This is a genomic window from Streptomyces sp. Tu 3180, assembly GCF_009852415.1.
GTDB lineage: Bacteria > Actinomycetota > Actinomycetes > Streptomycetales > Streptomycetaceae > Streptomyces.
Window position 1 is genome coordinate 7,618,881 of sequence record NZ_WOXS01000002.1, and the last position, 20,922, is coordinate 7,639,802.

A 20,922-nucleotide genomic window follows, 5' to 3' on the forward strand; every position below is an offset into this window, starting at 1 on the left:
TCCGGCGCCGTGGGCGGGACGCGGGTCACGGAGCAGGTCATCGGCGTCCCCCCGAGCCCTCCAGCAGGGCGGCCGCCTCCTCCAGCCCGATCACCCCGTTCTCCAGCGCGGTGAGTACGGCGTCCGGGTCGCCGGGGTCCGGCGGCGGGGGTGCGGCCGGCGGCCGTCCGGCCCCGCTCTCGCACAGGTGGCGGGCGAGCCGGTCCACCGTCGGGTACTCGAACAGGGCCCGCGCCTCGAGCGCGACGCCCAGCCGGTCGCGCGCGGCCACGACCAGCTCCTCGGACAGCAGCGAGTCCAGACCCATCTCCTCGAAGGGCCGGTCCGCGCCGATCGCCGCCGCGTCCTCGTACAGCACCTGCCCCAGCACCTCCAGGAGGGTCGAGCGCACGTGGTCCACGTCCAGCGGGCGCCTGCCCGGGGCGTCGGACGGCGTCGGTGGTCCCCCGGTCCCGGCGTCCGTGCCGGCGGGGGCCGGCGTCGGCACCTCGGCCGTACCGGCCGCGGCTCCGGGCGCGGGCGGGTCCGCGGCCTGCGGCACGTCCCGCTCCGGGGCGGGCCGGGGCGGCAGGCCGAAGTCCCGCAGGTGCCCCCGCACCGCACGGCGTGCCTCGCCCGCACCGGAGCCGGCAGGGGAGCCGCCGCCGGTCGTGGCGGGCCGGTCGAGCTGGTTGTCGTACCAGCAGCGGATCGGTTCGAAGGGGTAGTGCGGCAGGGACACCCGCCGTCCCCGGTCCCCGGCGCCGCAGGCGGCGCGCAGGTCGGGCCGCTCACCGGCCGGCCACGCCCCCACCGGCGCCTCGGGACCGCCGTCGGCCGAGGCGCCGGACGCGACGCGGGACAGCCCGTCCAGCAGCTCCTCGCGGGTGCTGCCGCGCACCGCCACGCGGTGCGCCAGCCGGACGCGGCCCACGGCCAGGGTGAACGCCACGTCCGCCGGAGCCGGACCGGTCCCGGCCGCCCAGGCGTCCCGCAGGTACCGGTGCAGCCGCCCCGCGCCGCGCTCCAGCGCGGCCGGGGTGCGCGCGGACAGGAACAGCGTCAGCGGCCGTCCGTCGTCCGGGGGCGCCGCGGGCCCGGACGGGCCCTCCTCCACCACGACGTGCGCGTTGGCGCCGCCCGCGCCGAACGAACTGATGCCCGCCCGCAGCACGGCCGGGGCGCCGTCCGGGCCGACGGGCCGCCAGGGCTCGGCGCGCCGCTGGACGGTGAACGGCGTGGCCTCGAAGTCGATCTCCGGATTGGGCGGATCGGCGTGCAGGGACGCCACCAGGGTGCGGTGGCGCAGCTGCAGCAGCACCTTCGCGAACGCCGCCATGCCGGCCGCCGACTCCAGGTGCCCGATGTTCGACTTGACCGAGCCGATCGGGCACGCGCCGGGGTCTGTGCGGCCGTCCCGCTTGAACGCCTCCGTCAGCCCGCGCAGCTCGATCGGGTCGCCGAGGGAGGTGCCCGTGCCGTGCGCCTCGACGTAGTGGAGGTCGTGCGCGGTCAGCCCCGCGTCCGCCAGAGCCTTCCCGATCAGGTTGGCCTGCGCCCTCGGGCTGGGCACCGTGTAGCCGTTGGTCCGGCCGCCGTGGTTGACCGCGCTGCCCCGGATCACCGCGTGGATCTGGTCGCCGTCCCGCAGCGCGGCCCGCAGCGGCTTGAGGACGGCGGCCGCGACTCCCTCCCCGGGCACGTAGCCGTCACCCCCGGCGCGGAAGCTGCGGCACCTGCCGTCGCTGGACAGGAAGCGTCCCTGGCTCAGCATCAGGTACTTGTTCGGGTGCACCGACACGTTGACCGCGCCGGCGACGGCCACCGCGCAGGTGCCCGCGCGCAGCGCCTCGCACGCCAGGTGGATCGAGCTGAGACCGGACGAACAGGCCGTGTCCAGGGCGATGCTGGGGCCCTCGAAGCCGAAGAAGTACGACGCCCGGTTGGCGATGCACCAGAAGGCGCTGTTGGCGTGCACGGGGTTGCCCAGCAGCCGTTCCTCGGCCTCGTGCAGCTGGTACTCGCTGTACATCGCGCCGACGTACACACCGACGTCCCTGGGCCGGCGCGGATCACCTTCCGGCGCGAGGTCCGCCGGGGTGTACCCGGCGTCCTCGATCGCGGCCCAGCAGCTCTCCAGGAACAGCCGGGCCTGCGGGTCGATCGTGCCGGCCTCCCGGGCCGAGATGTTGAACAGGGGCGCGTCGAAACGGTCGATGCCGTCGAGGAAGCCGCCCCATTTGGCGTAGGAGGTGTTCGGCCGGTCCCGGCCGGGCCGGTAGAAGCCCTCCAGCGGCCACCGGTCGGGCGGGATCTCCGTGACGCAGTCGCGGCCCTCGAGGAGGTTGCGCCAGAACGTGTCCAGGTCGTCGGCCTGCGGGAACCGTCCGGCGAAGCCGATGACGGCGACGGCCCGGTCGTCGGCCGGATCCGGTGCCGGACCGGGCGCCGGTGCCTGTTCCGGTGCCGCCCCGGCCCCGCCGGCGTGCGGCGCGGGAGGCGGCGGGGGAGCGGACGGCGGTGCGGCGGCCGGGGCGGGCGGCTCGGGTTCCCCGGCCGGGACCCGCTCACGCAGGTGGGCGGCCAGCTCCGCCGGGGTACGGCACTCGAAGAGCAGGGTGCGGGGCAGCCGGCCGAAGCGTTCGGAGAGGCGGTCCACCGTACGGATCGCCAGCAGCGAGTCGATGCCGAGGTCGTCGAAGAGCGTGTCGGGCCCCACGCGCTCCACCTCGTGCCCGGTCACGTCGGCCAGTACGTCCCGGACGAAACCGACCAGCGCCGCGTCCCGCGCCTCCTGCCCGCCCTGCTCGCCCTGGCCGTCCGTCCCGGTGCCGTCGGCGACGGACGGCTGCGGTCCGGTGGCCGGACCGGCGTCACCCGCCGCCCGCGATACCGGGCCCGCGGCCGTACCGGCGTCATCCGCCGCCGCTGCGTCCACGGCCTCGGACGTCCCGGCGGCCGGGTCCGTGGCCGACAGGGCCGGCAGCAGGGTGGCCGCCAGCCGGGCGCGCTCCCCGTACAGCACCAGCGGGCACACCGGCCCGTCCGGAGTCGTCAGCAACGTCTCCAGCGCGTCCAGGCCGGCCGCGGTCGGCAGGGGAACGGCGCCCAGGGGCCCAGGACGGCGGCCGGATCGCCCGGCAGCCGCATCCCCCCGTCGGCCCAGTAGGGCCAGCCCACCGAGAGGGTGCGGCCGGTGCGCCGCCCGGCGCGCACGGCCGCGGCCCGCTCGGTGGCGAAGCGGTCGGCGACGGCGTTGGCGTACGCGTAGTCCGCCTGGCCCTCACTGCCCAGGGCCGCGGACAGCGACGAGAAGACCACGAAGAAGTCCAGGTCGAGTCCGCCGGTCGCGGCGTCCAGCGCGGCGGCGCCCAGCACCTTGGGGGCGACGACGTCCGCCACCGTGTCCGGGGCACGGTTCAGCAGGAAGCCGTCACGCTGCACCCCGGCGCAGTGGAACACCCCCTGCGGAGCACGCCCGTGCGCGGTCAGGTCCGCCACGACGGCCGCCAGGGCCCCCGCGTCGGTGCCGTCCGCGACCCGGTGCTCGACCGAGCCGCCGGTGCGCCGCGCCAGCTCGCGCAGCGCGTTCCACTCGGGATCGTCCACGCCCCGTGCCCGCCGGCCGGTGACGACCAGCTCGGCCCGGTGGACGGTCAGCAGGTGCTCCGCGAGCCGGGCCGCCAGCCCGCCGAACCCGTGGATCCAGTACCTGCCGCGGGTACGGAAGGCCGGGCGGGCGTCGGGGGCGGGGAACGCCAACCGGTGGCCGGGCGCACGGCGACGGCCGTCCGCCCCGACCAGCACGTGCCGGGAGACCGGTGACGGCTCGAGCTCCCGCGCCAGCAGCGCCGCGGTGCCCGGCTCGTCGAACGGCGCGGGGAGCCCCACCGCGCACAGGTCGAACCGGGGGTTCTCCCGGGTGAGCGAGCGACCCAGCGCCGCGAGACCGGAGCCGACCGCCGCCCACGCGGGGTCGGACGCGAGGTAGGGCACGCGGATCACGGCGCCCGTGCGGGCCAGCGGCCGCAGCAGGGCGCGCAGCAGCGCCACCGCCCGTTCCGCCCAGTCCACCGCGACGGCCCCGACGCCGACCGCACCGGGACCGTCCCCGGCGCCGGACGACGGCGCGTGCGCCCCCAGCCACAGCAGCACCGGCCGCTCGCCGGTGCGGTCCGCCGCGCCCAGGACCTGCCCGGCGATCCGGCGCGCGGCCTCCTGGGGGGCCTCGCCCTCGAACCCCGGTACGTCGACGAGCGGCCCCCACAGTCCGGCCAGCGCCGCGCGGTCGGCCGCGCCACCGCCGATCACCGCCGGGCGGCCGCCCGTCACCGGGCCGGCCCCGGGGGGAGCGGGCAGGGGCAGGTGGACGGGGGTGAGGACGTGCACCTCGGGACGGCGCACGGCGGCTCCGGAATCCCGGCCGGCGGTCTCCGGGTCCCGTCCCGGGACCGCGGCACTCCCCGCCGGCGCCGCGCCCCCGGCGGCCCCGCCCGGTCCGGCCCCGCGCTGCTCGGCGTCCGCCGGTGCCGTCGGCCGCAGGGAGAGCCCGGTCAGCCGCGTCCGCACGGTGCCGTCCGCGGTGAGCACCGTGACGTCGAACTTGCGCACCCGTGTCCCGCCGCCCGCCAGCGGGTGGGGCCGTACGTGGACGAAGCCGCCCGGCGGCAGGGGCCCGCACAGCTCCAGGCGGTCGACCGCGAACGGCAGGTATCGCTCGTGCGCCGCGCCGCCCCGCGCGAGGAATCCCATCACCGCCTGCAGCGCGCCGTCCAGCAGGGCGACCGGCGACGGCCGCGCCTGCGGCCCGCCGTCCAGCCGGGCGAGGACGTCCCGCTCCCCGTGGGCGAGTCCGACGAGCACCCGGTAGGCGGGCCCGTAGCGCACCGAGTGCCGCTCGAAGGACGCGTAGAGGTCGTCCGGGGCGACGTCGCCGGTACATCGCGCGCGGATCTCCTCGGGGGCGGGCGCCGACGGCGGCTCCCCGCCGCCCGCCGCGCCGGCGGACGCGGGCACGCGGGCGGTCACGTGCCGGCGGACCGCGCCGGTGCCGGGCGCGGTGGAGGTGACGGTGACGTCCACCGCGCCGTCGCGGCGCGCGACGTCCGCGTGCAGGACGAGGGGCCGGTCCGCCTCGGCGGGCTCCTGGAAGGTGACGTCCTCCAGCGCGCCGGGCTCCACGCCGGTGGCCCGCGCCGCGGCGGCACGCAGCAGCTCCATGAAGGCCGCGGCGGGCACCAGGGGGCGGCCCGCCACGACATGGTCGCGGACGAGGGGCTCGTCGGGCGTCACGTCGCGTTCGAAGCGGACACCGTCGAGGGTGGAGGTGTTGCGGTCGACCATGCCGCGGAATCCGCCCGCTTCCGTGTCCTCCCCGGCCGGCCGCTCCGGGGCGGCCAGCGGCCAGCTGCGGCTCCGGTCGAACGGGTAGCCCGGCAGCCGCACCCTCGGGGCCACCGCGGACGTGCCGTGCCGCGTTCCGGCGGGCGGCACGGGGAAGCCGGCGTCCGGGTCCGTCTCCCACGCCTCGGCGGCCCGCCACGGCGCCGGGTCCGCGTCGTCGGCGGGGCCGGCGGGCCGCCCCGCCGCGCGGTCCCGCAGCAGACGGGCCGCCTCCGCCGTGTCCCGGGCCACCACGGCCATGCGTTCGGGCAGGCGGCCCCGCCCCTCCCGCAGCGTCCTGGCGACCTCGGGCAGGGGCAGGGACCGGCCGGGGCCGTCCAGGTGGTCGGCGAGCCGCAGCGCCGACTCCCGCAGCGCCTCCCCGGTACGGGCCGACAGCGCGAGCGGCACCGGGTGGCGCCGCCCGTCGGCGACGGGGGCGGCGGGCCGGGGCGCCTGCTCCAGGACGACGTGCGCGTTGGTGCCGCCGATGCCGAACGAGCTCACCGCCGCCCGCCGGGGACCCTGGGCGACCGGCCAGGCGACCGGGGCGGACGGCACGAAGAACCGGCTGTCCGCGAGCCCCAGCAGGGGGTTGGGCCGTGCGAAACCGTGCTGCGGCGGCACCAGCCCGTGCTCCAGCGCCAGGACAGCCTTCACCAGGCCGGCCAGCCCCGCCGCCGTGTTGAGGTGGCCCACCGCGGCCTTGGCCGACCCCAGGGCGCACGCCTCGGCCCCCTCCCCGTACACCCGGCGCACGGCGGAGAACTCCACCGGATCGCCCAGGGGGGTGCCGGTGCCGTGCGCCTCGACGTAGCCCACGCCCGACGGCGGCACGCCGCCCACGGCCACGGCCTCCCGCAGGACCTCGGCCTGCCCCTCGGGGGAGGGCGCCTGGTAGTCCTGCCGGGCGGAGCCGTCGTTGTTGACGGCCGATCCGCGCACGACGGCCCGCACCGGGTCGCCGTCCCGCAGCGCGTCGGCCAGGCGGCGCAGCACCACCGCGCCGCCGCCGTTGCCGAACACGGTGCCGTCGGCCCGTTCGTCGAAGGGGCGGCACACACCCGTGGGGGAGAGGATCATCTCCGGGTGCGCGGGATAACCGGCCTGCGGCAGGTGCAGCGACGCGGCGCCCACGACGGCGGTGTCGCACTCCTCGCCCAACAGGCTCTCCACCGCCAGGTGGACGGCGACCAGCGCGCTGGAGCAGGCCGTCTGCACGGCCAGCGCGGGGCCCGACAGGCCCAGCCGGTGGGCGACGCGGGTGGCGGTGAAGTCGCGGTCGGCGGAGGAGAACCGGGCCATGCCCTCCGCGTCCAGCCCGGTGATGCCCACGGGGGGCAGGGTGGGCCGGGCGGAGGAGGCGAACACGGCGGTGCGGCCGGGGGCCCGGTCGGGCGCGAGGCAGGCGTCCTCCAGGGCGGCCCACGCGAGCTCCAGCAGGAGGCGTTGCTGGGGGTCGAGCCACGCGGCCTGCCGGGGGTTGAACCCGAACAGGGCCGCGTCGAACCGGTCGGCGTCGACGAGCGGGCAGCCCGCCGCGACGAAGCCGGGCGCGTCCACGTCCGCGGTGCGGTGGCCGAGGGCCAGGAGCTCGTCCCGGCCGAACCGGCGGATCGCGGTGTCGCCGCGCACCAGCAGATCCCAGTAGGCGTCCGGCGTGGACACCGGCCCGAACCGGCAGGACACCCCGACCACCGCGACCGCCGTCGGGTCGTCCGCGGCCGTCGTCGGCTGCTGTGCGGAAGGTGCGAGGGTCATCGTCATCCCGCTTTCGTGGCTGTGCGGCGCGCGCTGCGCCGGCGTTCCCGCCGCAGCTGCTGCGCCGAGGGAGGTCCGTTCCGGTCGTCGGCGGAGTGCGCCCCGTCCCCCGCGGGCGGCGGAGCTGACTCCCCGGCGTGCTCCCGCCCGGGCGGGCCGGCGGCGAGACGGCCGGTGAGCAGCCGTACCTGGTCGGCCAGCGTGGGGTGCGCGAACAGGTCCGCCAGCTCCAGGCGAGCGTCCGGGAACCCTTCGGACAGCCGGGCGAACAGGCTGCCGATCAGCACCGAGTTGCCGCCCAGGGAGAAGAACTCCCGGTCCGGCGGCACCCGGTCCACGCCGAGCAGCCGCCCCCACTCCTCGGCCAGCCGCCGGGACAACTCGTCCTCGCGCGGCACCGGGGGCACCCCGTCCGGACCCGGCTCCGACGGCACGCCGGTCCCGTACGGCCCTCCCGTCCCGCTCACCGCGGGCGGCGCGCCGGGGACACCGTCCACGGGCGGCGCGCCGGGGACGCCGTCCCGGAGCGGTGCCGTCGGGCCGCCGCCCGCCGCCAGCCGGGCGAGGGCCGCACGGTCGGTCTTGCCGTTGGGCGTCACCGGGAGGGCGTCCCGCACGAGGATCGTCCCGGGCACCATCCACTCGGGCAGCCGCCGAGCCGCCGAGGCACGCAGCTCCTCGGCGGACGGGACCGCCGCGCCGGCGGCGGGCGTGACCACCGCCGCGAGCCGGGTGGCCGGCCCCTCGCCGACGGTCACCGCCACCGCCTGCCCGACCCGGGGATCGTCGGCGAGGACCGCCTCGACCTCCCCCAGTTCCAGCCGGTGACCGCGGATCTTCACCTGGCCGTCGGCGCGGCCCACGAAGCACAGCCCCCCGTCGGGGGCACGCCGTACCAGGTCGCCCGTGCGGAACCAGCGCCCCGCGCGGCCGGGCAGCAGCGGATGCCCGGTGAACCGCTCGGCCGTCGTCCCCGGGCGGCGCCAGTAGCCCGCGGCGACGCCCGGGCCGCCGATGTACAGCTCGCCGGTCCCGCCGTCCGGCGTGGCCGACGGCGCGCCGTCGGCGTCCCGGGAGACCAGCAGCAGCTCGGTGGCGCCGACCGGCTCGCCCAGCACCACCGGTGCCCCGGCGGTCAGCCGGGCCGCCGTCGACCAGATCGTGGCCTCGGTGGGGCCGTACACGTTCCACAGGGCGCCGACGCGGGCCGCGAGGTCCCCGGCCAGTGACGGCGGCAGCGGTTCCCCGCCGCACAGGGCGGTCAGCCCGGGCCGTCCCCGCCAGCCGCTGTCCAGCAGCAGCCGCCAGCCGCTGGGCGTGGCCTGGAGGACGGTGATGTCCTCCTCGTCCAGCAGCCGCCCCAGCCGCGCGGGGTCCCGTACCGCCTCGCGGTCGGCCACCACCACGGTGGCGCCGGTCACCAGCGGCAGGAACAGCTCCAGGACCGAGATGTCGAAGCCCGCCGTCGTCACGGCCATCAGCCGGTCGCGGCCGGACCAGCCGAGCAGGTCCCGGAAGGCGTCCAGGGTGTGCAGGACGTTGCGGTGCCCCACGGCGACCCCCTTGGGCCGCCCGGTGCTGCCCGAGGTGAACATCAGGTAGGCGAGCGGGTCCGGGCCGCCGTCCGGGTCCGGGGCGCCGGTCCCGGACCGGTCCTCGTCCGGCGGCGCGGCGGGAAGGTCGTCGAGCAGGACGGTCCGCAGCGGCCCGCCGCCGTCCAGCGGGCCCGCCCCGCCCTCCGCCGCCCGGGCCGCGGACCGTTCGGTCACCGCCACGGCGCAGCCGGCGTCGCGCAGGACCGACCGCAGCCGCTCCGGCGGGTACGAGGCGTCCAGCGGCACGTACGGGCAGCCGGCCCGGAGCACGCCGAGCAGCGCCACCGGCAGGTGGACCCCCCGGCGGACCAGGACGGCGACCGGATCCCCGGGCCGCGCCCCGGCGTCGCGCACCGCCCGCGCCACCGCGGCCGAACGCCGGTCGACCTCGGCGTAGCTGAGGGACCCGGTGGCGTCGCGCACCGCCTCCGCCTGCGGCCGCCGGGCCGCCACCCGCCGGAACCGGCCGTGCAGCGTCAGCGCGTCCGCGCCGAGCAGGTCCCCGGTGGGGGCGTCCGGATCCGCGCCGAGCGCGCCCGCCAGCGTGAACCACGTGTCGACGAAGGAGTCGAGCTCACCGTCGGTCAGCGCGGTCAGGCGGTGGTTGGCGAGGACTTCCACCCCGTCGGGCGTGTCGGTCAGTTCGAGCCCGAGGTCCCAGTGGCCGCCCTGCCCCCGGATGAACACCCGCTCGCCGGGAGGCCGCGGCGCGTCCGCCGGCCGGGGCCAGTTCTGGTAGGCGAAGGTCAGCGTCGGCACCGCCGCCTCACCGCCCTGCCCGCGGCACAGCTCCGCCACCGACGGGTAGGGCACCGCGGCGAGCGCGAGGGCCGAGCGGACCTCCTCCTGCACCTCGGCCAGCCAGCGCCGCAGCGGCAGCTCCGGCACCGGACGCACCCGCACCGGTACGGAGTTCACGAAGTTCCCGACGGTCCGGTCGTACTCCCGGTCCGGACGGCCGTACGTCGGCACCGCCACCAGCAGGGAGCCGCTGCCGGTGACCGCGCACACGGCGAGGGCGTACGCCGCGAGGTGAACGGTGAAGGCACTCACCCCGGCGCGGTCGGCCAGCGCGCGCAGCCGGTCGCGCAGCGGCCCCGGCATCCGGTACTCGGCGTGCCCGGCCGCCCAGTCCCCGGCACCGGGCGCGCCGCCGGGGAAGCGGGGCGCGGGCGGCGCGTCGCGCAGCCGGTCGGACCAGGCCCGCACCTCCTGCGCCCGGGCGGCCCCGGCCCCCTCTTCCTCCTGCGCGAGGAAAGCGCCGAAGGACCCGCCCGGCGCGCGCCGGTGCTCCGGGTCCCGGCACAGGGCGCCGAGGTCCTCGCCGAGGAGCTCCACCGACCGGCCGTCCGCCACCAGGTGATGGACCGTCACCTGCAGCACGTCCCGGCCCGTGCCGTCGTCCCACAGCACCGCCCGCAGCGCCGGCCCGGAGTCGAGCGGCAGCCGCCGCGCGGACTCCTCGACGAGCGCGTCGTGGAGCCGCCCGGCGGCCGTCCCGCGCACGTCGAGGAGTCCGGACGCCGTGCGGTCCGCGGCCGGCGTCAGGAGGCGGAGCGTGCCGGAGTGCGGCCCGACGGCCCGGCCCAGGACCGGGTGGAGCGCGACCAGGCGGGTGACGGCCGCGCCGACGGCGTGCCGGTCCTGCCCGGCGGGCAGCCGCCAGGCCACGGAGAGGTTGTAGGGGGCCCGCGGCGCGGCGACCTGCTCGGCCGTCCACAGCGGCACGAGTCGTTCGGTCAGCGGCCAGGCACCGGTGTCCGGGGAGGACGCGGGTCCGGCCGGCACGGCGGCGGGCCGCGGGGGCGGCGCCCCGCCGGACGCGGCCCGGGAGGCCGAGGCCAGTGCCGAGCCGTGCGTGACCGCCAGGGCCCGGGCCAGGTCGGCGATGGTGTCGTGGTCGTGGAGCGTGCTGCGCGGGAGCCTGCCGAGCGAGCCCTCCAGCCGCCGCGCCAGCCGCATCAGGGCGATCGAGTCCACCCCGTGGGAGTCCAGCGGGGTGTCCGGGGCCAGCGCGGCCTCGGCCAGCCCGGTGACGGCCGACACCTCGGCGGTCAGCCACCGTACGGCCGCCGCGTGCGCGCCGGCCGGCTCCGTCTCCGGCTCCGCCCGCGTCTCCCGTACCGGTTCCGCCCCGGTCTGCGCCGTGCGGTCCCGTCCGTCGCCCCGTGCCGGGCGGGCGCCGGTGGCCCCCGCCCAGCGGCCGAGGTCTCCGTGGGCCACGACGACGCGGGCCGGACCGCCGGCGGGCGGAGCGCAGGCCAGGAGCCGCCACAGTTCCTCGGCCGCCTCGGTCACCGGCAGCGGGGCGAGGCCGTACGTCTCGCGCAGGAAGGCGAGGACCGACTCGGAGGGGCGCATGCCGCCGCCCTCCAGGACCGGCCAGCCGACGGACAGCGTCCGCCCGGGACGCAGTCCCGCGGCGGCCAGCCGGGCGCGGTCCTCGGCGAAGCCGTCCAGGAAGCCGTTGGCGAACGCGTAGTCGGACTGGCCCTGGTTGCCCACGTGCACGGCGACGGACGACGCCAGGGCGAAGAAGTCCAGCGGATGCCGCACCAGCGCCGCGTCCAGCAGCACGGCGCCGAGCGCCTTGACCCGGACCACGTCGTCCACCGCGGCGGGCGTCTTCGTCCGCAGGAAGCCGTCCCGCAGCACGCCCGCGGCGAACACCACCCCGGCGACCCGCAGGCCCCGGCGGTCCAGCTCACCGGCGAGCCCGGCCACGGCCTCCGGATCGGTCACGTCGCACGGCAGGTACGTCACCCGCCCCGTCTCCGCTTCACCGGGCGGCCGGGTGCGCCGGCCCGCGACGACGACCCGGGCCCCCGGTTCCCGGCGCAGCACGGACCGGGCGACGGCGCGCCCCAGACCGCCGGTGCCGCCGACGACCAGGTAGCAGCCGTCGGGACGCAGGGGGAGGGAGGAGGCGGCGCGCGGCACCTCCACCGGTTCGGCGCGGTCGACGCGGCCGTCGGCGGCCGGCCGGGTCCACGACGGGGCGCCGGTCCGGCCCAGTTCGCCCCGCACCGCGGCAGCCGCCTCGTCCGGCGCCGCCGCGCACCACGCCCGGTCGACCGTGACCAGGCCGGCGCCGAAGCGGCCCGTCTCGCCCGCCACCGTGCGCACCAGCCCGTACAGGGCGTGCTGGACCGCCTCGGCACCGGCCGGCGGGCAGCAGGCCACGATCCGTACCTGCGCGGAGGCGAGCCGGCGGGCGCACACCAGGGCGCGCAGTGCGGCGAACACCGGCTGGACGGTCCGCGCGGCGAACCGCTCGTAGGCGTCGAGGGCCGCGTCCGGCTCACCCGCCGGGAACCCGTCGCCGGCGGGGAGCCCGTCCAGGACGAGCAGCACGCCCGCGTCCGGGGCCAGGCCCTCCAGCGCCCGCTCCAGACGCTCCCGCGCCGCCTCGGGCTCCCCGGGCGGCAGCGCCTCCCACGGCAGCGACACGCCGGCCCCGGCGCGCAGGGCCCGGCACAGCGGACCGTCACCGCCGATCACCAGCAGGTCCGCGGGCTCCGGCCCGGGGTTCTCCCCGGCCGGTCGCCACTCCAGCGCGTACGCGCCGGTGTCCCGGCCGGCCCCGGGCGCGGGCGCCACGGTCGCGGGCCGCCGCGTCAGGGGCTCGGAGCGCAGCAGGAACCCGTCGACGTCGGCCACCGGGACGCCCGCCTCGTCGACGAGGCTCAGGTCGAAGACGTGGACGCCGCGCGCGTCGTCCAGCCGCACCGGCCGTACGTGCGCGTACACCGGGCCGACGGCGGGGCGGTGCACCACGACGCGGTCCACGGAGAACGGCCGGAACCGCGCGACGGGCCGGAGCCCGGCCTCCGCCATCGCCCCGTAGCCGGCCGCCTGGAACGCCCCGTCGAGCACCGCGGGGTGCAGCGCCGGCCGCCCGGCGGGCGCCGCGGGGCCGTCGGAGGCGAGTGCCGCCACGACCTCCCCGCCCGAGCGGACCGCCGTGCGCACCGCGCGGTAGCCCGCCCCGTAGGAGAAGCCGTGCGCCTCCAGCACCGCGTACAGGTCGTCCGCGCCGCCCTCGGCACCGTCCGGCGCCAGTGCGGCGGCCAGCCGGTCCGGCGCGTACCGGGTCAGCCCGTCGAGCGGGCGCGGCGGCGCGGCGGCCGCGACGCCGCCGCGCACCAGCTCGGTCTCCCCGGCCCGGACGGTGAAGGGGCGGCGTCCCCCGGTGCCGGGCGCGCCGTCCGGCGTGCCGTCACCGCCGGCCGGTCCGAGCACCACCTCGGCCTCGGTGATCCGCCCGGCCCACGGCGTCAGGAAGGTGACGTCCTCCAGGGCCGACCCGTAGGGGTTGGTGCCCAGGGCCAGCAGTGCCTCCAGGACGGCCTCCACGGCCAGCGCGCCGGGCAGCAGCGGGCTGCCGTCCACCACGTGGTCCGTCACCCACGGATGTCCGGCGGGCAGGGCGACCGGCACCCGGTCCCCGACCGGTCCGCCGGGCGCCACCAGCGGCAGCGCGCGCCCCCGGCGCAGCGGCAGCAGAGCCGCCTCCACCGCACCGGTCGCCGGGCGGGGCACCCGGTGGCGCCCGCCGCCGAACGGGGTCGCGGGCAGCGCCACCCTGCGGTAGGGGCCGGACGGCGCGGGCCGCGCCGACGCCCCCGACCGCACCCACCGCCGGGCCGGCCGCCAGGCCTCCGCCGCCTCGTGGGCGGTGACCCCCGCCGGCGGTTCCCCGTCCGTGCCCTCGGTGACCAGGGCGGGATGTCCGGCGCCCGCCGCCAGCGCCTCGAGCGCTTCCACGAGCGTGCCGCGGTCGGCGCACACCACGGCCGCCCGGCACGGCCCGTCCGCGCGGCCGTGGGCCAGTGTCGCGGCGATGTCCCGCAGCGCGGCCGGCCCGGTGAGCGTCTCGGCGGGCGCCGACAGCGCGGCCGCCAGCCGGCGCGCGGACTCAGCGAGCCGGGCGGTGTCCGGCGCGGCCAGGGGCACCACGCACGGACGGTCGGTGTCCTCCCGGTCCGGCGCGGCCCGGTACTCCTCCAGGACGACGTGCGCGTTGGCACCGCCGGCCCCGAAGGAGCTGACCGCGGCGCGCCGGGTAACGGGCCCGTCCTCCTCGTCGGCGGCCGCCTGCCACGCCTCGGCCGTGTGCTGCACCCGGAAGGGGCTTCCGGCCAGCTCCAGCAGCGGGTTCTCGGGCCGGGCGTGCGGGCTCGGCACCAGACGGCGGTGGCGCAGCTGCAGGATCGCCTTGGTCAGCCCGGCCACGCCCGCGACGGCCTCGCCGTGCCCGATGTTCGCCTTGACCGAGCCGATCCGCACCGAGTGCGGCCGCACCCGTTCGTCCGTCGTGAACGCCCGTGTCAGGGCGCGCAGTTCGATCGGGTCACCCAGCTCGGTGCCGGTGCCGTGCGCCTCCACGTACCCGACGGTGTGCGGCGCGGTCCCGGCACGTTCCAGCGCGCGCAGGACCAGGTCGGACTGCGCGACCGGGTTCGGCACCGTGTAGCCGCTGCCCCGTCCGCCGTGGTTGACGGAGCTGCCGGTGATCACCGCGTACACCGTGTCGCCGTCCGCCTCCGCCCGCTCCAGCGGCTTGAGGAGGACCGCGCCGGCGCCCTCGCCGGGGACGAAGCCGTCCCCGCCGGCGCCGAAGGCCCGCGTCCGAGGGCCCTTCGACGTCATGCCGACCGCGCCCAGCGCGCCGAACCGGTCCGGGTGCAGCAGCAGGTGGACGCCCCCGGCGAGGGCCAGGTCGGCGTCCCCGGTGGCGAGCGCCTGACACGCCAGGTGCACGGCGGTCAGGGAGGCGGAGCACATGGTGTCGACCGCGAGGCTCGGCCCGGTCAGGCCCAGGGCGTACGACACCCGGTTGGCGACGGAGGAGAAGGCGGTGATGCCGTACTCGGCGTTGTCCGCGCCGGTCAGCCGGGCGTCGCGCTGCGCGAGGAGGTTGCCGGGGGAGGTGACGCCCACGTAGACCCCCACCCGGTGCGGGCTCCCCGGTGCGGACAGCGCGGACGGCGCGTACCCGGCCGACTCGAAGGTCTCCCAGGCCGTCTCCAGGAACTGCCGCTCCTGCGGGTCCAGTACGGCGGCGTCCCGGGGCGGGATGCGGAACGACTCGGCGTCGAACCGGTCCCAGTCCTCCAGGAAGCAGCCCCAGCGGGTGGTGCCGGGGTCGAGGACGTGGGCCACCCGCCAGTCCCAGCGGTCCTCGGGTACCTCCCGCACCGGGCTTCGCCCCTCCGACAGCAGCCGCCACAGGCTGTCCGGGTCGGGAGCGCCCGGGTACCGCCCGGCCAGACCGATCACCGCCACCGGCGGCTGCGTGCGGCCGGCTCCGGCGGGGACGGACGGCCGCGGTGTGCGGCGGTGGGGAGCCGGCGGGTGCCCGGGCGCCGCGGGCCCGGGCCGCGCGGGGGGCCGGCCCGCCGGCACCAGGGGCGCGTCGGCGTCCTCGGCGGCGTCCGCCGCGCCGGTGGCGCGCGGGGGCGCCCCACGGGCCGCGACGGGGGAGTGTGCGGGGCGCGGGCGTGCCTCCGGGGCGGTGGCCGGGGCGCCCTCGGGGGCGGCCGGTGCGTCCCGCACGCCGGCGCGTCCGGCCAGGTGCCGGGCGAGGTCCTCGATCGTGCCGTGTTCGTGGAGAGTGGTGCCCGGCAGCGGGCCGAAGACCTCGCCCAGCCGGGAGGTCAGCTCCACGTGCAGCAGGGAGTCCACGCCGAGTTCCCGCCACGGCAGCGCCGGTGGCAGGGGACGGCCGGCGCCGAGCACGGCGCGCACCACCGACCGTATGCGCTCCTCCAGTTCTTCCGGCCGCTGACGTGCGGGTTCCTCCACCGTGTCCGCCTCCGGGCGTCGGGCAGGTCGTTCGGTCGTGTGTGCCGCCGGGGGCCCGGCCGGATCCCCGGCGGGGCCGTCGTCCGGGTGCGGTCCGGGTGTCGTCAGGAAAGCCTCCAGCGCCCGCGGCCGGCCGCCCGGAACCACCACGTGCGGGTGGGGGCCGGCGAGACAGCGTTCGAGGACGCGGGTCGCCTCGTCGGTGTCGAGGGGGCGCAGGCCGGGGAAGGCGGCGAGGATCCGTCCGCCGTGGTCGCGGGCCATCCCCGTGTCCCGCCACAGTCCCCAGCCCACCGCGCGGGTCGGGGTGTCCGGGCCGTCCAGGGCGGCCGCCACCCGGTCGAGGCAGGCGTTGGCCGCGGCGTACCCGAGACCGCCCTGGCTGCCGAAGGTGGCCAGGAACGACGAGAAGAGCACCAGAGGCGTTCCCGGGTGGCGCGAGCGGACCCGGTGCAAGGTGGCGACCGCGTCCACCTTGACGTCCAGGAGAGGGCCGAGCGCGTCCTCGCCGATGTCGTGCAGCAGGGCGTTCTCCGCCGCGCCGGCCGTGTGCAGGACGCCGTCGACGCGGCCGTGGAGCCGCACGCACCGGGCGAAGGCGGCGGAGACGTCGGCCTCGTCGCGGACGTCACCCACCAGGTACTCCGCGTCGCCTCCCGCGTCCCGCACGCCGCGCAGCACCGCGGCCACCCGCTCGTCGGGCGCCGAGCGGCCCACCAGGAGCAGCCGGGCCCGCCGGCGCGCGGCGAGGTCGACGGCGACGGTCCCGCCCACCCCGCCCGCGCCGCCGAAGACGATCAGCGCGGGCGCCGCGGCGGGCCACGGACCGCGCTCACCGCCCGGGTCCGCCGCCTTCGCGACCGGCGTCAGGCGTTCCACCAGCCGCCGGCCGTGGCCGTGGGACACGAGCGGCACCCAGGTGCCGCACGGCTCGGCGGCCGCCTCGGCCGCCCCCGTCACCTCGGTCGGGGCGTCGGCCGGAAAGCCCGGCAGGTCGACGGCCGCGGCGGTCAGCAGGCCGGACTCGTGCGGCAGCGACCGCAACGCGCCCAGCAGCGTGCCCTGGAGCGCCGCGCCGGGGGAGGGCCGGCCGCCGGGCACCGCCAGCCCCGTCGTGACGAGGGTGACCGCCGCCGGGTACCCGCGCGTGTCCAGCGCCCGCGCGAGCCGTACGAGCGTCCGCAGCCAGCGGCGCACCTCCCGGTGACCGTCCGCGTCCGCCGTCCAGTCCGCCCCGCCCACGAGGAGCAGGACGCGGACGGGTCCCTCGGGCAGTCCGTCCGGCAGCCCGCCGCCGTAGGCCACGAGCACCGGCGTCGAGGCGGCCGCCCCTGCCTGTGACGGCCACCGGCGGGCCCAGGAACGGGCCGGTGCCTCCGTCGAGGCGTCGTGCACCAGGACGACGCCCGCCGCGGCCGCCGGGCCGTGCCGGCCGGTGTCCGGCAGGGGCTCGGGCACCCACCGCGGGGCGAGGCACACGGAAGGGGAAGGGGGCGGTGAGGATTCCGGTGCGGCCTCCGGTTCCGGGGCCCGGGGCCCGGGCTCCCGGGAGGGGCCGGGGGGCCGGTCCCCCGCCGCGGCGGCCGCGGGCCCGTCCGCCCACGGCGGGGGCAGCGGACGGCGGTCGAAGGGGTGCCCCGGCAGGGAGACCCGCCTGGGCCGGTCCGGACCGTTCCAGGCCGCCGTCCAGTCCACCGCCTCGCCGTCCAGCCATCGTCGCACGGGAGAGCCGTTCGCCGCGGCCTCCCGGGCGCCGACGCCGTCCGGCGCGACCGCCGGGCCGGTGACCGCGGGGTGCGGCCGGCCCTCGGCCAGCGCGAGCAGGGCCTCCCGCGCTTCCTCCGTGTCACGCACGGTCAGCGCGGCGCGCACCGGCAGCGCGGCGCGCCCCGTCTGCAGGGTCCGGGCCCAGGCGGCGAGGGACGGCCGGCCGCCCCGCTCGCTCCCGTCCGCCAGCCGGCCGGCCAGCCGGCGGGCCAGCACGGGCAGGGCGTCGGGCGTGGCCACCGACAGCGGCAGGACGTACGGGCCGGGACCGTCCGCGGCGGCGGGCACCTCGACCTGCTCCAGCACGACGTGGGCGTTGGACCCCCCGATGCCGAAGGAACTGACCGCCGCCCGCCGGGGCGCGTCACCGGCCGGCCAGGGCAGCGCCCGGTCCGCGACCCGCAGCACGCTGCCGGACAGGTCGATCGCGGGGTTGAGCCGCGTGAAGTGCGGCATGGGCGGCACCTGCGCGTGCCGCATCGCCAGCACCGTCTTCACGACCCCCGCGAGACCGGCCGCGCCCTCCAGGTGCCCGATGTTGGCCTTCACGGAGCCCACCGCCACCCGGCCCCCGGGGCCCGCCGCCCGCGACGGCACGCCGTCGGCCTCCAGTGCCGCGCGGAGCGCCTCCAGTTCGACGGGGTCGCCGAGCGGGGTGCCGGTGCCGTGGGCCTCGACGTACCCCAGGTCGTGGCCGCGCAGGCCGGCCCGGGCGAGGGCGTCGCGGATGAGCCGGGTCTGTGCGCGCGGACTGGGCGCGGTGGGGCCGGCCGCCCGCCCGCCGTGGTTGGCGGACGCGCCGCGCACCACCGCCAGCAGCGGATCGCCCTCGGCCTCGGCCCGGCGCAGGGACCGCAGCACCAGCCAGCCCGCGCCCTCGCCGCGCACGTACCCGTCGGCCGCCGCGTCGAAGGCCCTGCTCAGACCCGTGGACGACAGCATGCCCGCCCGCTGGAAGGCGGCCTGGTTGAACCCGCTGCCCAGCAGGTTCACCCCGCCCACCAGGGCGGTCTCGCACTCTCCGCGCTCGATCGCCGACACGGCCAGGACCAGCGCGGTCAGGGAGGCCGAGCAGGCGGTGTCGACGGTGATGCTGGGCCCGGTCAGGTCGTAGTGGTACGAGATCCGGTTGGCGAGGAAGGCCGGGAAGGTGCCGAGGGTCGCGTAGCCGTCCGGGCGCCCCTCCCGGACCGTGCGCTCCCGGAAGTCGTAGCTGGAGGTTCCGACGAAGACCCCTGTCCGGGTGCCGGCCAGCCGGCCGGGCACCAGCCCGGCGTCCTCCAGGGCGTGATGGCTCAGTTCGAGCAGCAGCCGCTGCTGCGGGTCCATCGAGCGGGCCTGGCGCGGCGGGATCCCGAAGAAGGCGGCGTCGAAGTCGCCCGGCGCGTCGAGCAGCCCGGCCCGGGGCGGGGGCCCGTCCGCGCCGCCCGCGTCCGGGACGAAGTCCGCCAGACGGCCCGCCGGCACCTCCCGCACCGCGCACCCTCCGCCCTCCAGCAACCGCCAGAACGCCTCCGGCCCCTCGGCACCGGGGAACGCGCACGCCATCCCGACGATCACGGCCCGGTCACCGGGCGGCGGCGGTGCGACGCCGTCGGGCACGGGGCCGGCGGGCGTGGCCGCGGGTGCGTCCGGGACGACGGCTGCCGCCGCCCCGGCGTGCTGCTCGGTGGGCACACCGGCCGGTGCGGCGGAACGCGCGTCCACGGCCGCCGCGAGGGCGCGCGGGGTCGGGTGGTGCCACACGGCGGTGGCCGGCAACCGGACCCCCCACCGCTCGCCGACGGCCGACGCCAGCCGCACGGCGCCGGACGAGGTCAGCCCCTGCTCGGCGAACGGCCGGTCCGCGTCCACCGGACACCCGGTGACCTCCCGTACGAGCTCCGTCAGCCGGGTCAGTGTCACGCCGTGGGCCGGGGCCGGCCCCGGGGCGGGGGGAGGGAACGCCCGGTCCGACGCGGTGCCGGCGGGCGGCGGCCCGGCGGGTTCCACGCCGGCGGTGGCGGGGGCGCCGGTGTCCGGGCCGGCGCCGGCCAGGCGTTCCACCTGTCGGCGGACGTCCGCGAGATACCGGGTGGCCTCGCGGCCGTTCAGGACGCCGTGGTCGTAGGCGAGCGTCAGCAGCCGGGACCCGTCCGGTCCCGGAGCGGCGGCACCGAGGAACAGCGTGGCCACGGCGGGCGGCACCACCACGGGTGCCGCGTCCAGCGCCCCCTCCTCGTCCAGCGAGGAGACCAGCAGCGTGGCGGTCCCGTCGACCGTGGAACGGCCGGCCAGGGCGGACTCCAGGGCGTCCGCCCAGCGCGCGGAGAACTCCCCGAAGGTGCCCTCGCCCGCGCCCGGCAGGCCCGCGACGACCAGGTCGGCCTCGGCCGTGGCGACGGCGACCCCGACGGTGGTCCGGCGGAAGACCCGCAGGCCGTCGGCTCCGATCCGGCGCGCCCTGAGCCGGGCGTGGTCGCGCGCGGCCAGCGCGGCCAGCCGCACCAGGGCCTGGAAGTCGCTGACGAATCCCGCACCGGACTCCACGCGCAGCCGGGCGGCGGCCCGGCGCAGCGCCGCGGCGTCGAGGGACAGGCTGACGGACGACGCCGTCACCTCCTCCCGCGCCCGGTCCAGCGCCCGGTTGAGCCGCTGCTGGGCCTCGGTGAGCGGTACGTCGTCGTAGTCGGGCGGGTCCTCGGACGACCGCCCGGCGGGCTCCCGCCCGCTCCCGGCGCCGTCCAGATGACGGTCGATGTCGGCGGGGGTGAGCATCGAGCCGCGCCGGGGTATCGAGGCGAGGTCCGCCACGGACAGCCCGCGCAGCCGGGCGTGCTTGCGGGCCAGCGGAGACACCCGGACGGGCCGTGCGTCCGCCGGGGGGAGGGCCGGCTCGGTGACGCCGGCGGTGCCGACGCGGCCGGCGCCGGAGGGGGCGCCGCCGGTGCCACCCGTGGCGCCGGTACCGCCGGTGTCCCCGGTGCGGCCGGCGGCGTCGGGGCCGGCCGTCCCGCCGGGCCCGCGCACGCCGTCCGGGGCCGCCCCCGACCCGGCCACCCCGTCCGTCCGGACCTCCCGGCCCGTCCGGTCCGGGCCGGTCCCTTCCGTCCGGTCCGATCCGGTCTCCTCCGCCCGCTCCGAGCCGGCCGTTCCCGTCCCGTCCGCCCGGTCCGCGCCGTCCTCTTGCGCCCCGCCCGTCCCGTCCGGCCCGTCGGCTCCGCCCGTCCCCTCGTCGGCCACCGCCGTGACGCGGATCCGGGCCACCGGCGCGTCCGCCTCGACGGCGGCGCCCTCGGAGACCAGCCAGCTCTCCAGCTCGCCGTCCACGGGGGCGTCGACGTCCACGGTGACCTTGTCGGTCTCGCACTCGTAGAGGGGCTCACCGGCGCGGAAGCGCTCGCCCGGCTCCCGGTAGGTCCGCAGCAGACGTGCCCCGGAGGCGTCCTCCGACAGTCTCGGCAGGCACAGCGTCGTGGTCCGGCTGGTACACGGAACGTCGCCGCTCGTGGTGGCCTCCATCCGACCTCCTGCTCGTGTGGTCCGACCGAACGGTCGCCGATCTCCCGTCCGCCACTATGGGCAGCCCGTCTGACGCCGGCCTGATGCCCGCCTGACGGACCGCGGGCGGCCCCTCTCGCCGTGTCACGGG

At 78.8% G+C, this 20,922-nt stretch carries 3 protein-coding genes; all 3 read right to left on the bottom strand.

Annotated elements, in window-relative coordinates; translation table 11 throughout:
• Positions 1–37: 37 nt before the first annotated feature.
• The 3 genes from GL259_RS34495 to GL259_RS34505 are packed head-to-tail and all read right to left on the bottom strand — an operon-like array spanning position 38 to position 20,792.
• Positions 38–3,040: a beta-ketoacyl synthase N-terminal-like domain-containing protein gene (locus GL259_RS34495; protein WP_159537305.1), complete on the bottom strand. Its 3,003-nt coding sequence runs from the start codon at positions 3,038–3,040 to the stop codon at positions 38–40.
• Positions 3,034–7,128 (bottom strand): beta-ketoacyl synthase N-terminal-like domain-containing protein, encoded by a 4,095-nt coding sequence (locus GL259_RS34500; protein ID WP_159537307.1) that lies wholly within the window; start codon positions 7,126–7,128, stop codon positions 3,034–3,036. Before GL259_RS34500 ends, GL259_RS34495 begins: the two co-directional genes overlap by 7 nt.
• Entirely contained in the window at positions 7,125–20,792 is a 13,668-nt protein-coding gene (locus GL259_RS34505; protein WP_159537309.1) for a non-ribosomal peptide synthetase, read from the bottom strand. The genes GL259_RS34500 and GL259_RS34505 overlap by 4 nt, the downstream gene beginning before the upstream one ends.
• Positions 20,793–20,922: the final 130 nt, after the last annotated feature.